At 58.0% G+C, this 15,246-nt stretch carries 10 protein-coding genes and 3 pseudogenes; 7 read left to right on the top strand and 6 right to left on the bottom strand.

The genetic code is table 11. The annotated features are described in order from the left end of the window. The 3 genes and pseudogenes from IVB01_RS01705 to IVB01_RS35615 form a co-directional block, all read right to left on the bottom strand. Positions 1–1,057: pseudogene (locus IVB01_RS01705) on the bottom strand (NAD-glutamate dehydrogenase domain-containing protein); the annotation flags it as partial. A gap of 980 nt (positions 1,058–2,037) precedes the next feature. After that, positions 2,038–2,409 (bottom strand): hypothetical protein, encoded by a 372-nt coding sequence (locus IVB01_RS01700; RefSeq protein ID WP_247278635.1) that lies wholly within the window; start codon positions 2,407–2,409, stop codon positions 2,038–2,040. A 184-nt stretch (positions 2,410–2,593) separates the two neighbouring features. Continuing rightward, positions 2,594–2,797 carry a hypothetical protein gene (locus IVB01_RS35615; protein ID WP_247278636.1) on the bottom strand — a complete coding sequence of 68 codons (204 nt, stop codon included), beginning with the start codon at positions 2,795–2,797 and terminating at the stop codon, positions 2,594–2,596. Between the two features lie 959 nt (positions 2,798–3,756). Here IVB01_RS35615 and IVB01_RS01690 point away from each other — a divergent pair. The 4 genes from IVB01_RS01690 (at position 3,757) to IVB01_RS35610 (ending at position 10,165) form a co-directional block, all read left to right on the top strand. Further along, positions 3,757–4,095, top strand: a complete 339-nt coding sequence (locus IVB01_RS01690) for an H-NS histone family protein (RefSeq protein ID WP_247278637.1) — start codon at positions 3,757–3,759, stop codon at positions 4,093–4,095. Between the two features lie 2,040 nt (positions 4,096–6,135). Then, positions 6,136–6,372, top strand: coding sequence for a PilZ domain-containing protein (locus IVB01_RS01685; RefSeq protein ID WP_247278639.1), 237 nt, complete (start codon positions 6,136–6,138; stop codon positions 6,370–6,372). Positions 6,373–9,270: 2,898 nt separating this feature from the next. Next, entirely contained in the window at positions 9,271–9,615 is a 345-nt protein-coding gene (locus IVB01_RS01680) for a hypothetical protein (protein WP_247278641.1), read from the top strand. Positions 9,616–9,973: 358 nt separating this feature from the next. Next, positions 9,974–10,165, top strand: a complete 192-nt coding sequence (locus IVB01_RS35610) for a hypothetical protein (protein ID WP_122406599.1) — start codon at positions 9,974–9,976, stop codon at positions 10,163–10,165. A gap of 301 nt (positions 10,166–10,466) precedes the next feature. Here IVB01_RS35610 and IVB01_RS01670 read toward each other — a convergent pair whose 3' ends face one another. Beyond that, a complete protein-coding gene (locus IVB01_RS01670) occupies positions 10,467–10,652 on the bottom strand; it encodes a PRC-barrel domain containing protein (protein WP_247278642.1) in 186 nt (61 codons plus the stop codon). A 237-nt stretch (positions 10,653–10,889) separates the two neighbouring features. Between IVB01_RS01670 and IVB01_RS01665 the strand changes: the two genes are divergently transcribed. Further along, positions 10,890–11,129: a hypothetical protein gene (locus IVB01_RS01665; protein WP_247278643.1), complete on the top strand. Its 240-nt coding sequence runs from the start codon at positions 10,890–10,892 to the stop codon at positions 11,127–11,129. A 198-nt stretch (positions 11,130–11,327) separates the two neighbouring features. Here IVB01_RS01665 and IVB01_RS01660 read toward each other — a convergent pair whose 3' ends face one another. Continuing rightward, positions 11,328–11,528, bottom strand: coding sequence for a hypothetical protein (locus IVB01_RS01660; protein ID WP_247278644.1), 201 nt, complete (start codon positions 11,526–11,528; stop codon positions 11,328–11,330). A gap of 1,058 nt (positions 11,529–12,586) precedes the next feature. On the opposite strand from IVB01_RS01660, the pseudogene IVB01_RS01655 reads away from it, so the two are divergent. Next, a pseudogene (locus IVB01_RS01655) lies at positions 12,587–13,105 on the top strand (3'-5' exonuclease); the annotation flags it as partial. A 365-nt stretch (positions 13,106–13,470) separates the two neighbouring features. Here IVB01_RS01655 and IVB01_RS01650 read toward each other — a convergent pair. Then, positions 13,471–13,905, bottom strand: a pseudogene (locus IVB01_RS01650) (hypothetical protein); the annotation flags it as partial. A 61-nt stretch (positions 13,906–13,966) separates the two neighbouring features. Here IVB01_RS01650 and IVB01_RS01645 point away from each other — a divergent pair. Beyond that, positions 13,967–15,156 (top strand): IS3 family transposase gene (locus tag IVB01_RS01645; RefSeq protein ID WP_247494221.1). Its coding sequence is split into 2 segments (ribosomal slippage): positions 13,967–14,216 and positions 14,216–15,156, totalling 1,191 coding nucleotides; the frame shifts between segments, so codons are not numbered across the junction. Positions 15,157–15,246: the final 90 nt, after the last annotated feature.

Raw genomic sequence — 15,246 nt, 5'->3', positions numbered from 1 at the left:
CGGCGCGCTGGAGCACCTGTGAAACTTTGTGGCGGACATAAGGAATCTGTCGTGCCGAGCGGGTGTAGGCGCCCGAGGTGAACAGGCCGACGACGCGCAATTCGCCCTCGAGCCGGCCGTCGGGCGTATAGAGTTTGATGCCGATGTAATCCATCCGGATGCGGCGATGGACGCGGCTGGAGACATTGGCCTTGATGACGATCAGCAGCGTCGGCTCGCGCATGAACTCGCGGATTTCCGAGGTCATCACCACCATTTCGCTGCCGCGGCGCAGCACCTTCACATCGGGATCGCGGAGGATGCCGAGGCCTTCGCCGGTCGTGATGTCGTCGGACGCATCGCTGTCCGGCGAGAAGCGATATTCGCGCACCCCGAGAAAGGTGAAATTGTCCGCGCACAGCCATTGCAGGAACTGATTGGCCTCGGCGACCTCGTCGATCGGCAGCGGCGGCGGATTGGAGGAGAACGTCTTGATTGCCGCCTCAACGCGCTCGCGCATGGCGCGCCAGTCGGTGACGCAGGCGCTGACGTCGTTCAACGTGCCGGCGAGGCCGTCGATCAGCTTCTGACGATCCGCATCGGCGTCCAGGCGAGTGATGTGGAGATGAATCAGGCTCTCGCGCGCGCCCTTTGCTCCCGCCGGCAGTGATTCGCCGTAAAAGCGCAGGAGCTTGCCTTGGTCATCGCGCTCCACCGCGATGATCGGGTGAGCGACGAGGGTGACTTCGATGCCCTGCTCGGCGAGCTCCGCCATCGTGGAATCGAACAGGAAGGGCATGTTGTCGTTGAGAATTTCGAGCACGGAAATCTCGCGCCCGTCCGGCATCATCGGATTGACGACGCGGATATCGGCGCTGCCGGCCGTGCGCTGCTGCACGTGCTCCCAGGCCTGTTCCGCCAGGAAGGCCAGCGACGAGGCATCGTGATTGGCGAGATCCTCGACATTGGTGTAGCCGAACAGAAGCTCGGCAAAGGCCCGGGGGCTCCGGCCCGGCTGCACGCTGCCCGCTGCCTCGCGGATGAGAGTTGCCCGTGCCCTGTCGTCACGCCACGCCATAATGTCCTCCGTTTGTCGTGCCGTCCGACCGCTGCCGCGATCATCAGCTTGATCTGGAGTGCATCTCTTTGAGCGCCGCGATCGAGTGCTGCGCGAAATCCTCGGTCTCGAAGCTTCGACGGCTTCCGACGACAATACTACGATCCCGGAGCAAAAGGCGCTCGCCGTCGTGAGGCGGGCTGAAATCCCCTACGACAGCGGGCCGACCGGCGTCGAATGATTGACGACAAGAAAAATCACAAGCAATTTCAATTGTGTATGAGTTCGCCGTTTTGTTCTGGACGGCGCGCCAGCAAACTCAGGCACTTAGGTAGCCATCAGCCGCGTTCGTTGAATAATGGTTGAATAAGACGCTGGTGAACAGCGGCGAACGCTTGGGGAATTTGCTGCCGACACTAGCAGACTAGCCTTGGCGCGATGCCTCACTGTGGCTGGCGCATTCGCGAAGAATTTCCTCGTCACCCTTTGGTGTCCGGAAACATTCAAAGCGCCGCTGACATGCGCTGTCGTACGCGAGCGCCCTCGGATGTTCGCATTGACGTTGCTCGTCGCACCATCAACTCTTGCCCAGTCGAGCTTTGTGCGAATGGAGGGCCACGTGAGATACAATCGACGAGAGGAAACTGGCGGACAACAGTCACAAGTCAGTCTATCCGCTCCGAAAGCAGCAGAACCGAGCACGATGCCATTCGCCCAGCGGCTCACCTGCACGATTGACCATGCATGCGAAGTGACCGGCTTGGGACGCACGAAGCTTTACGATTGATAGGGGCTGGGCGTATCGTCACGACAACGGGTCGGACGTCGGCGACGCCGAAATGCCAGACCCGTGGAGGACAGAACCAAGAAGAATTCCTGTGCTTTCAGGGGGTCTGTTGAGCCGTCGACCTCAAGCTTGGCAGGTTGCAGAGGCATCGACAAGAGTGCAGCTTCGTCGCCACGTCCCATCGACACCCATGATGCTGACCGTATGCTTGTGTTCAAAGCGAACACGGTGCGTTTTTCGGTTGTTCTCCATCATCTGCAATCCCCAATTTCAAATCAGTTTCTCCAAATAAATGCGCCGCCTCCCTGAGCGTCTCTGCAATAAGCAAATCGATCTTCGTCGACTGAGCCAGTAGAGTCGTTCTCGTCGCTTCATTCAGTTGTGTCTGCCCCACGATCAATCGGATGCAGCTATTTGCGAGCTCAAGAATGAAAACAGCCCGACGGATGTCATCTGCTGTTTGAATGTCGAGAGCTTGAACCTGCGACAACAGAGCGGCGACATTCGCCACAATGCCGGGCAGTCTCTGGGGACTTGTCTCAGATTTCGCCTTGTATGGCTGCCGGAATTTTAGCACTGAAGACATGGTCGCAATTCTCAATTACGGATCGGCGTCGCTTTGCCGAACATGAAAAACACGAGACTATGAAAAATAGAGCTGTACGCGAAATACAACGGGGCAGGCCAACTTGGACTAGTCTTGCCATAATGACGACCACCACGCCGGCTATCTGTAGATTGTCGTGTCCGAGAATTTACGCCGAAGCAGTTTACAAACAGTTATGAGGTTGCGAGCAGTCGGTGTTGCAGTATGCAAGTTGCGTCACGAACGCTATCGAAGTTCGGCAACATTGGCCTAGGACAATTCGTTTTCTGCTCTTGCGCCACTTATTTGCAGAGTAAGGCCCGGGTATCGCGGAGCCTGTGCTTAGAACGAGCAAGTCACGCCTCCCATTGCGATAGACATCAAACACTTTTCGCCCCCGCTAATCCAATCGAAGTAAACACAAAATACGTTTCGGTCATTCTAATCGACCAGCTTACAACCTCGAACCGCGGTGCGGGTTGTAAATGTGCAACGCTCCGCGACTTCTGCTACACGACGTGCCAGGCACGAAAACGCCGTCGACCATCTTGAGGCGCACCAGCGACCGCGGCGCCGTTCCGATAAGAGAGGGAAACCGATTTTTGGCCCGCGAGTATGAGAAGAGCGAATCGCGCCTCGATCGATGAGAGCATGCACTAACTCCGCGGAGGCTAGACCGGCCATCTATTCAGGAGAGCGGCCGCCCTTCGTGTCGGCCGACGTGGCACTTCGAAATACAGCAACGAGCCGATCGGCTTCCCAAAGCTCAACGTCGTGCTCGCCGCACATTTGCTCGGCTCGACGTCTCGCAGCTTGTTCGTCAATGCAGTCGAGCTTTGCGGCGCAAATGACTCGCCTGCCGCTCTCCACCACGAAGACTTTGTACCGCATGGCCAGTCCCCCAACGGGACCGCAATCGTAATCCGACGTGGGTGTGAGGCAGTGCCAAAAGTGAGTGCACGTACGCGGAACCTTTGTACGTGTGGCAATTCGGCTATACCAGCGCTCTAGAACTCATCGATGGCTCAGCCGCGTAATCTCGCGGCGTGCCGAACCGTGCGGCTCGAGCTTAAGATTGAGAAGCCCCCAGCGTCATCAGCAGCGAAAGCCCAACCGGTCAGGGCGTTAAGTTTGTGGATGTCACGATATCGGTCTGCGAGCCGCTAGCGAGAGTTACCCCTCGCACCATTAAAAGCTTCGCCACGATATTACCGCCGTGGTGCCTTTCTCCCTGCTACCTCCGCATTTAAATGTGGATTGTACGGCTAATATTTAGCTGGTGGCTTGTCTGCTCCTTCATTCCCGACTTGTCTGCCTGGGCCTTCTCCCAAGAATTTGGATCGAGCCATGGACACCGCGCATTTAAATTCGCTCTCCCTTGACGAGCTCTGGATACTTCACGAACAGGTCACCGCCAGCCTCACTCAAAAAATGTTGGTGCAAAAAGCGAAGTTGGAGGAACGGCTCCACAGGATGGGACTGGCCGGCGAGGCCACACGGCTCGATCGTAAGCGCCGTCCATACCCGCCCGTTCGTCCCAAATATCGCAATCCGAAGAACCCGGCGGAGACATGGTCCGGTCGCGGCAGGCTGCCTCGGTGGCTGCGGCCGCAGCTTCGAGGCGGCGGGAAGTTGGATGAGTTCCTAATCGACCAGGCTTCGGTTCAAAAGTCGGCAGTCAATTGAGCGCTGCGGGGGCATCCGGTAGATCACTCCTTTGGTCTTCTGCGCGATGCACCACTGTCTTATTCGTGCCGAGATGCATCGGCTGTTAAGGGTTGGTTTAGTTCCCAGCATGATCATTGGGGGCCACAAGGGACCCGAGCATGCCACTGCATCATGCGAATACCTTGGAGAGGTTCGAGACGGTCGTGGATCAAGGCAGTTGCGAGCTCGCGACCTGGCCCGTCACTCTCGACCAATCAGATTTCTCGACCTCGAATCGAGATGAGATCCTGGCGCTATTGGCGCCAAGCGGCCATCCAAATCGCACCATTTGGCTCGTCGTCGCCGCATTGGCTGGGGGCTTCGGGTTGGGATGGGCTGGGGCTTGGTACGGTCCTGCAACTATCTCGGTTCTCCACCCAATTGCTCAGGTAGAAACGGTTTCGCGCCGCATGCCGGACACGAAGTCAGGCGGTAGGATCGAAAGCGCCCGAAAGATAGCATTAGCATCAGCCTCGCGAACACCGCCTGGTGTAGGTCAGCCCTCCACAATAAGCGCGGGCCTTGCTCCGAAGCCCCTGCCCAAAGCGTCGAGTGGGGCGCAATCGGCGGAAGCTTCGAACCAAGCTTCTTCGGCTGTCGAGGCGGACGTGTCTGTGACCGGCTCGCTCGGGTCTACGGGGCAGCTCCTGTCGGTCCCCGAGACAAGACCAACACTATTGGAGGTTGGGCAGTCCTTGACGTTCGCGGCGGAACGGCAGTGCTCGAAGGGCCCGATGGGATTCGAATGGCTGCACGGGGCGACGTGATCCCCGGCATCGGGCGGATCGACTCTATCGTGCGTTGGGGTAACCGTTGGATAGTTGCGACTGCGAGCGGATTGATTGCCACGCGGTAAGAGGCTCGCATAGCGCGACGAAAAAAGTGCGCTAGCCTATCAAGGGACAAGCGGGCGCGGAGAAGATAGGCGGTCATCCTGTCGCGCGATTCCGCGCGATTCCCAAGAGAGGGTTACCGAGACCTCCTCCTGCAACCATCGCCATAGGCGGCTGGGTAGAACTTGTCCCGCTGCCAGCCCGAGACGCTATGGTGCGAGCCTATTTAAATTGTCAAATTAAATACCGTTCTCCGCTGCGAAGGGAACTAGCGCCTCTCTTCACCCGGCGCGGCACCAAAAATGCAAGATAATACAAAGGGGTGGCGTCGGGCATTCGAGCCTGCGTTAATCCATCGATTATTATCTTTATTATCCAATTAAAACATCATATATTATCTCAGATTTAATTACGACATTTAATGTTCCAGCGCCATTTCAGCTCCGGCAGTCTTCCTTTTAGGAAAAGCCTGAGGACCGTTTGCATTGGAGGAGGACAATGCCTCAACGTAACATCCGGCCTCCGACTGAAAACGACATAGGCAAACTTGAAACCTCGGCCGTGAAAGTGCCGAGCGCAGAGATTGCTGCTCAGTTCGGGGGAAGTCCCGCAGCACCGGCGGTGGAGTTTCTAAAATTGTTATTGACGAAGCCGGAAAGTTTAAAGCGCAAACATCCCGGTCCGGACCCTGGCCCGCGCAATGATTAGAGCTGCGAAAAGAACGGAATCGGCGGATCGCCGGAGAGGGGCGTCAGGGGCGCCGGTCGGCTCGAAGCAGCGCGCGCAAATCGATTTCACTGCCGCGGCAGCACTAAAAAAATGGCCTTCAATTGGAAATCAACGCGCAGCGGCATCGCTTAGTCCATATCTCGTAATCGAGGGCACTTTGGACGCATGCATCCGGGGTCTCCTAGCGAAGCCCGCCAGCCAGCGTCATCTCTATGAGATACATACTGCTCCGCAAACGCAACTTATTACGGCCGTACTGACCGCAGAAGAGATATCCGAAATCGCTCGGCTGCGGGATTTTCTTTGAGGCAAGCAAGCCCTGCCGCTGCCGACGGGGCGTTGTTGGACTGACTGGCACAACTGTGAACCAACTCTTCGGTGACACTGGAAGGCATGCACCATCACCGCCGATTCATTGCCATGCGTAATTTGCGCTCCTCGGAAATTGGAGGACACTATGGATGACAACAGCCCTCGTTCGAAAGAAGTTGCAAGAGTCGGCTTGATCAGCTTCGGCCGTTCGAAAACCGATTGCACTATTCGCAGCATATCTGCCTTCGGCGCAGCCCTCGATCTTGCCGCAGATGAAAAAATTCCCGACGAATTCGCGCTGACTGTTATTCCCGACGGTGACTTGCGCCGCTGCGCTGTTGTCTGGCGCAAAGAGAAACGTGTTGCTGTCGCGTTCTATTAATTGATACGTCGGTATCAATCGCGGGCCAGGAATGCCGCCCCAGATCTTCTAATATGGCGCGCGGCTATGAGGCCATCTTCCGCTGTTGCTCTGGCCCCAGAGCGTCAGACCGTTCCGGGACCCAGAGGAAACGATCGCGTTCTCGAGGAGTGATTCCGAGCGAGACCGTTGGTGCAATCTAGGCAAGGGGAGGCTCTGGCGAACCCTGCCACACCGCGAGACAGAGGCTGGTTCGAATAGATCAGGGCTTAGCCACGGAGAAGGACCAGCTGAGCCGCCAGCCAGGAACTATTCTCCCGATCCCGAGTCAGAATTGCGCCGTTTTACTCGCGGGCATTCCGCCGGGTTCGAGAGACCGTTCCAATGCGCTACGTAGCGTACGCAGTAGATTTGTCCGGAGTGGCGCTGGCCATTTACGAACTGGAATGTGCGGGCGATGACGAAGCAAGGCACCGAGCCGAGAAGTTTCTCGAAGCCCATCCGATTATAGAAGTTTGGGATAGAGTGCGGCGCGTTGCGCGGCTCACCCGTGCAGCAGCCGTAAGCGGCGACTGATTACGATCCAGGCCCGTGCATCTGTGCTCATTTCGAATAGGGGCCTATCATGAGTAATCCCTGTGCGGCCTGGTAACACAGTCCCCGGCATTGAGCGCGTCGACTCTAGCGTGCGTTGGCGCAGCCGCTGGACAGTTGCACTGCCAGTGGATCGATCTCGCCCCCCCAGCATTCGAACGCGACCCACCAACCAGATACGCGCGCGCGAATCCGCACAAGTCGTTCACAAGCTGAGAGGCAGGAAAGTCCTGGCAAGAGATCGTCGAAGCTCTTGGAACGAGCCGCATGTCTGTAGAAGTGCGCGCTGCCGAGATGAAGCGGAAACCTTTAGAAACCCGCTAACGGCAAGCGGCGTTTTTCCAACAATAGACGCGTGCCATACCGATGGTGAATAGTTGAAGCCTACAGATGCCGAGCGGCTGCGAAAGGAGGCGCAGGAATGCCGCCAATCGGCCCGCCTGGCGGAGAATGAGGCCGATCGGGAATCATGGCTTAGGTTCGCATCAGAATGGGAGATTCTTGCACAGGCTAGTGACAGAGGCGCAGTATTTTTCCTGAAAGGTGAGCACTAGCCGCTCTCCGCAATGTACCGTTAAACAAGACCACTTGTCGCATTGAACGGTAGTTACGGCCGCCGAAGAACTCTCCTTCTGCGGGCCGACTTCCGGATACGCCGACCACTGCCAATCCGTCTCGCGTTAGCGGCGCGTAGGCGCCCTCGGAGCGTCTGCAGTTCCCCGAAAAATGCGAGCAGCCCCTCGACCCGTTCGCGCAGAATAGCCGAAAAGTTGAAAACCTGACCTCGATTACTCATCACCGCCTCGAACAATTCTATTGAAACGATGTGCAGGCGATAACGGGAAAGTATGCAATTAGAGGTAGGAACATGCAAGCCTCAAAAGACGACCGGTAGCGTGAACGTGGAAAGGCGGACACCATACTGTCGTTGCTCGTCTGTTTCGTTGCCTTTCGGGTCGGCTGTCGTTCGAAAGTCCGGCAGCGGATCTTATGCCGCAGCGCACGGAAGCGGCGCCCTGCTTACTTCCGCACTGCTGGTCGCCCCGCTCCGCGATCGAGAGGCCGCCGAGGGCTGGCGAAGCCTGTGGTGCCGGAGAGAGTCTTGGCATCATGTGTGGTGCTCCCAACCCGCTCAAACGTGGTGACGAATGCTGCGAAGGCTGTGATTGTCACTGCGATCGCGAACAATAGGATCACGGTGCGGTCGGGATTCGGCTCAGTACTCATGAGCAACTCCACTCAGGCGGCTTGGCGGCTGAGCTGTCTGCGCAAATAGATGGATTAACTTCGCTTCGAGTGCTTCGGTCGGCCGCGCGTGAAGAACTGCGGCAAGTTCGCCGTCGTGACCCCGCCGGCGCTGACGGCGTTGCTTTCGACGTCGTTGACGTCAACCGCCATCGCGAAGTCTGGAGGGGCCTCATCCATCATCATGAGCATCACCACCGCGACCGCGGCTGAGCAAGACAGCCGATCCGAGTGAGAGCTCAGATTGAACCAAAGCGCGCCCCCTTTAAAGCGAGCATCCCCCAACAATGGGTGCCGAGTAGACCAGCTAGCCCCAGTCTCGAGTCAGCCCCGGACTGGGGCCTTTCTTTGCCTGCGGCGAACTATCGTGGCATCGGTGGCGCAACAGCACACCGGTCGAGCTTAAGACAGGCAACAACCCAGGACAATCGGAGTCCCGCCCCCAGGGTGCCATGTACGTACTGGGGCTTCCAGTCTGCCTTTATGCGGCTTGGGCTACCATTCGGGATCGTCGAAGCTGCCATACTCCCGCACGATGTACTCCCGCGTGAAGCGCTCCACCGGACGCCAGTGCTCGCGAATGACAATTGTCGGAGTTGGGGGCCTCCAATAGTCAGGATGGATGACTATTGTCGAAGACGGCGGGTAGAGATAGGGCGTATGAACACGCCAGCAAACGTCTCCCCTACACGCAATGGCAGCCGAGGCGCCCGTACCGGAGAGCGCAAGAAGACCAGCAGCGACGCTGCCAGCTATAACTGCGCTCCTGCTCAATGGCCGATTTAGCTGGTTCATGTTTTCCTCCTCCGCGACGGTGTTTCTTCTGGCTGAAACAAACCCCAGCAGAAACCAGCAAGTTTCAAGCCTCCAACATTAAAACTCACCTTCGAAGGCAGCCGTCTTCAGCCACCAGATGCGTTCGCCTCCACTCTATTCCGCATCGCGGTAGCGCAATGACCGCGGCCGGCGGCATTCGATCAACTTCGGCGTAGGGACGATCGGCATAAGCTTGCTTGCGGTTGCAGAAGGGCTAGGATGCATCCGCATTCATACTGTCCTTTTTTCCGATGGAGCATTCCCATGATTGATATCCATGTCCTACGAATACCGTCCGCCTTTATCTGCTTCGTGCTTGCTTTCCTTGCCGCAAACGAAGTTGCCGTGGCAGATCCAGTTGGTCGTTACGAGTGCAGCGTTATTGGTGCGCCAATCCAGGATCAAATAGGCGACCGCGACGGTCATGCGCTTAGCAGCGTGCAATACGCGTGTTCAGGCGTGGACGGACTGCTGAAGGGCGCTGTTTATACGTCTATGAACGTGAGTGAAGCCGACGGACCTCAGAGGCTCTCAGTTGGTGGCCTTTTGCATGATGCAATTCCAGCCATGGTGGCACGGCCGACAATCGGTTGGCTGTGCTGGCCGTGAGAGGCAAAGCGGTCATTACTGTCCCGCGCGGTGCCCCTATATTTAGTTAAATTTGGGACGTTCGCGTGCGGACTACCCTTTTAGTTCTTGGGCTATGGCTACTGATCAACGTTTTGTTTGTTGTGATCACGATGCCCCCTCGCAAGCCACGCTTGCCACCTCGACCAGTGCGGCCGTCCTTGATCGAAGCATTGGATGCAATCAAGCGCTTTCTGAAAATACTACGCCGCTGAAAAGTCAGACGATTGCGCTGTCATTTAAACCGGTCAAACACCGGACTATCACCCGTCATTTTAATCTGCGAGACTTTCCATCCGAGACCAACAATGTTTTGGAAAAAACCTGAAGGAGGTTCGCAGTGGAGAAGGTGCGACGCTTGCGCGCGATGGGTTCGCTGTGCCGTCAACAGGCCGCGTACAACAGCATGAACAAATGGAAACTCCTCGCGGACGCGGAATGCTGGGAACACTTGGCTGAGCTTGAGCTGTCGTCCCACTTCCGGGAATGCAACGTCGGTAGCTCGACCAGCTCGCTTGATCTGGCCGGGTGAGAAAACCCTTGCAATACGGGGATGAGAACCGACCCAAGGAGCCAACTCTTCAAACATCGGGGGCGTGCAATGAGTAACCGTAATCGGGCGTACAACCGCGTTGTCCTGTGCCTGCGCGCTCAGGCGCTTCTTTCTCAGCTTGCCGAACTTGAGACCCTTCGAGGCCGAGTGCGAGAGGCCGAGGAGAATACAGCTCTCGATCAATCGGCAGACCCGGTGAAGTCAACCATTCACTGATTGATCGCAGGTCGTCGAGCGCGCGCTGCTGGGAGGGTAACGCTGCCACCGGGCGCACGGCCGATCAGCCCTCAATGTGTTTCATCGTCGAAACCGGCCAGCGACCTTCATGTCCCGCGACCGAGATGCGAAGTCCGTGCTCATCATCGAGGAAGACGCGATCAATTGTGCCAGCCTTGCCGTCAGCCAAGACGACGGTCTTGCCGACCAGCTCCGTCTCGGCCTCGTGCAGTTCGCGCAAGATGTTCATCGCTCGCGCGTCGCCGGTACTTGCAGCACTCACGAATGCACTCTGTTTGGTGCGAATTCTTGCGGTCTATTCTACCACTCTGGCATTTTGACGCGAGTGTGCAATCGGCGGGCGTTCGAGGGCACATGGACTTTTTGAAAGCGATAGACATCAAGCGTGAACTCCCCAACTCAGATTTCCGTGGTTTTCCTTTGCGTCACTGGAGTAATGTTGCTCTCGGCGTTGGGGAGCGTGGGGATGGCGCACTACCGAGCTTACCTTCTGGATCAGCACCGCCACGTTATAAGCGTGGCCAGTTTGCAGTGTGCCGACGAGCAGGACGCAAGAGAACGCGCTCAGCAGCTAGTTGATGCCAACGACATCGAGCTATGGCAATTCGATCGGCGTATCGCCGTGTTTGAAGCGACCACAAACCGAACCTCGCAGACAGCGGGACATAGCACGCCGGAGCAGACGCAGCGCCATCCGGACAAATGAAGCGTACGAACTTCAGCGACTTCTCGGTCCCCGGCATCTGTGTTGCGGATCATGAGCGCGGGATAGTACGGGAAGACACCGGCATCGGCTGCAAGGCGCCAACGCATCGGTTGACCATGCGGAAGACGCGAGAATGAAGGCTTGATGGTGGGTGATGCTGTAGAGGTAGCACACCGAGAAACCGCCGGCCTGCTCGACCTAGATCATCCGCTCCTTGGTGACCCGCAAGCTGCGAACGTAATAGCCCTGTCTTTGAACGGCTGACTTGATCTCGTCGCTGACTTTGAGAACTCGTTTTCTGCTCTTGCGCCACTTATTCCGAGAGCAAACTACGGGTATCGCAGCGCCTGTGCTTAGAACGAGAAAGTCGCGCTTATCATTGCGATAGACATCAAACACTTTCCGTCCCCGCTATTCGTATGAAGTAAGCTATGAGAGTATGTTTCGGCCCGTCTCGATTGATGAGCTTAGTATCTCCAATGGCTGTGCGGGTTGTAAATGTGCAACGCTCGGGACTTTTGCTTCGCCGCGTTCCCGAATTTGGAACGAACTGATGCAAAGCCCGGATCATCGTCTAATTGAGGCGCGCCTTAGCGCAAGTAGTAAGAGCTTGCCGAATTCCGCCATAGGTGCATGAGCAAATGCGCGGATGATCAAAATTAACTGCTGTGCGCTACTTGGCCGCCAATCAGGACAGCATCGGGCATGAGCGTTAAATCAAGACGAACCTGCTTTTCGAACCATGTTCTGAAGTTCAGCGCGAACGCAGCCGTTGCAACGATTGCGGCGTAAACAGCTACACACCAAAGCGGAACATACGGTTACTACGCTCCGCGCACCTAAGGCTCAGGCGTGTTCGTCGGATCGTTGAAGCCAGCAAGTAATCCGAGGAGGCGCGCTCCTGCAGGAGGAGCAGACTACCGGCTCGTCGGGCACATGCATTCCGAGTTCACGCGGTGCGGACCAGCGAAGCGGTTCACCTCCGTAGAATTCATTGGCAATCAAGGCATTCAGGTCCGTTGCACTAGAGCGATGATAACAGCGTCGATATAGCGTGCACACATGCTTAGGATGGCGACACATCACGCAGCTCGAATCGTAGTAAGGAACCGCTGACACCACTTCGCGCCGCGCGCCCATACTGATCTTTCCCGCCATAGCGGCCACCGAACCAATTCGGTGGCACCGACCCAATCATCGGCGAGAAGTTTTCCAGAACATTCTAGATGCGGCAATGCGCTCTGACGCAAGTTTGGTGCAGCGCGGATTAGTCGGCACCGATTAGTCTGGCTTGAAGCAGATCGATTTTCCCGCGACCGTACCGAGCGACGCAGTAGCCGAGGTTGCGGCGCAGTCGACGCGCTCACCTCGTGAGCGCGACCGGCTTGAACGCGGTCACCAGCGCCTTCTCCAGCTTTCCGGCCATGCCGCGCAGTATATCGTAGGCTTCCGCGCGCGAGCTCGGGATGGTCAAGTTCGACTACACGCCGGACGGGCGGATCGTCTGCGTCAGAGACACGTTTTCCGCCTTCAACGAGCCGTCCGCGCCGATCCCGGCGGAGGTGACGTCGATCACCGGCATCACCGACGAAATGGTGGCTGGCCACAAGATCGACGAGGCCGCTGTGAACGCCTTCGTCGACGAGTCGGTGGTCGTGGTCATCGCGCACAACAGCGGGTTCGATCGGAAATTTTTCGAACGCTACTGGCCCGTGTTCGAGCAGAAGGCGTGGGGCTGCAGCATGAGCGAGATCGACTGCCGCAAACACGGCTTCGCGGGCTCGCAGCTCGGATATCTGCTGAACGGCGCCGGCTTCTTCCACCAGGCGCACCGGGCCGTCGACGATTGTCATGCTCTGCTGGAAGTTCTCGGGTTGGAGCTACCGGCCATCCGGGCGCCGGCGCTCGCGCTCTTGCTCGAGAACGCCCGCAAGCCGACGCTGCGGGTCTGGGCGGAGCAGACCGCGTTCGAGCTCGCGCTTCGCCGCCTAAAATCCCGACACAGAACTCAATTCTCGGGGTCGGGCTAACGGCTCGAATGGCCTGAATAGTCCGCGAGTCCTTGATCGCTGATTCAGAAAGGGAGAACGCCGACGGGGCGGTTAGGGCGCCCTTGGATCCTAGAATACGTCCCGGCAGCCGGTGGGAATGGAAGGCCGCTACCATGTCGTATGTCCCCGCGGTGACCCTCGAACCACGACTTCAGCGGGGAGTTCGCATAGCGCCCGTCATCTCGCGCAAGTATCGCGGTCGTGAACAGCAGCAGTGCACAGAATGGAACCGCAACGTACTTCATCGCATTGGATCGCCAGCATTTTATCACCTCGGCCATCTTGGACAGTCAGTTTCGAATCAGCGCCGCTGGCGCCATGGGCAAGGAGCGCAGGAACACGAAGCGGGAGGTCACAGGTATCTCCGCATCGAGGCGACCATCGTGGCCGATGAGAATGAGGCCCGCTCCGCCATTTGCCACGGGCAGGATGACTTCTTCACCAGTCCATGTCCGGATCGGGTTCATCCCGATCACCAGAAACTCACCTACAGGCTGGTCCAGATATTGAAGTCTAAGCTGCGGGGCGATTTCGGGCGGTGCAAGCCCGAAGCCCAGTTGCTGCGCGAGTTCGTAGATTTGCCGCAACGGCACCGTCTCGCCCTTGAAGCCCAGGTCGGCCGCTGTAACTGTCACAAGTGTAACCGCCGTTCTGGTGGTGCTTAGGGTAAACGCGGGTCGAGCAAGAGCCTCCGCGGCCGAGTAACCGACGCCGCAACCAATCGCACCTTGCCCCCTGGACTTAATCCAGATTGAAGTTCGCTCTGGCCCATATGAGGACCAGAGCATGAAGCACAGCCGCTTTACGGAAGAGCAGATCATCGGGATTTTGAAGGAGCACGAGGCTGGCGTGTCGGTTGTCGATCTGTGCCGGAAGCACGGCGTCAGCGATGCCAGCATCTACAAATGGAAAGCCAAATTTGGCGGGATGGAGGTCTCGGAGGCCAAGCGGCTGAGGACGCTGGAGGATGAGAACACGCGGCTGAAGCGGCTTTTGGCCGACGCCATGCTGGACAATGCGGCGTTAAAGGACCTCCTGGGAAAGAAGTGGTGACGCCCGCGGGGAAGCGGAAAGCTGTCGCCCATCTCGTGGACGCCCACGGGATGAGCGAACGGCGGGCGTGTAAAGCCATCGGCTGTTGCCGCATGACCATCAGATATCGGACGACCCGGGCGGACGACGCGGCCCTACGCCAACGCATGAGAGCGATTGCCGAGGTGCGCCGTCGCTTCGGCTATCGGCGCCTGCATGTTCTGCTCAGGCGGGAGGGCTATCTGGTCAACCACAAGAAACTGTTCCGGCTCTACCAGGAAGAGAGGCTCGCGGTCCGTCGCCGTGGTGGCCGCAAGCGGGCGCTCGGGACCAGGGCGCCGATGGTGGTGCCTATAGCGCCGAATGACCGCTGGTCGCTCGACTTCGTCTCGGACCAGCTCACCGATGGCCGCCGCTTCCGCATCCTGACCGTGGTCGACGAGTGCACGCGCGAATGCCTGGCGTTGATGGCCGACACCTCGCTGTCGGGCTCCCGGGTGGCGCGGGAGCTGGACCGGCTGATCATCGAGCGCGGCAAGCCCAAAATGGTGGTCAGCGACAACGGCACCGAATTGACCAGCAACGCCATCCTGACATGGGCCGATCAGAGCCGCGTCGCCTGGCATTACATCGCGCCCGGCAAGCCGACGCAGAATGCCTTCATCGAAAGCTTCAATGGCCGTCTCCGAGACGAATTGTTGAACGAGACGCTGTTCACGTCGCTGGCCCAGGCCCGGGTCGAACTCGGACATTGGCGGGCCGACTACAACGATACGCGACCTCACTCGCAACTCGGATGGAAAACACCATCGGAGTTTGCCTTCACCTGCAACCCGCGACGGGATCTGGCGCTGCGCTATGCCGATGGCTCCGCACCAGCTCCCGTCGCTACCACCGCCCATTCGGGTAAATCCAACAGCCGGGGCGAACTCAGGACTGGATAAAACTTGATGTGGTGGAACGGCCCGCTCCAACAGCATCAAAGTGCTAGAACGTGGTCGTTGTTCGAACGCCACAAAGGAAGGACCGTTCCG

Origin of the sequence: Bradyrhizobium sp. 164 (assembly GCF_023073715.1) — a bacterium.
GTDB lineage: Bacteria > Pseudomonadota > Alphaproteobacteria > Rhizobiales > Xanthobacteraceae > Bradyrhizobium.
The sequence above is the reverse complement of the archived record's forward strand: the minus strand, read 5'-3'. Positions and strand labels throughout refer to the sequence as shown.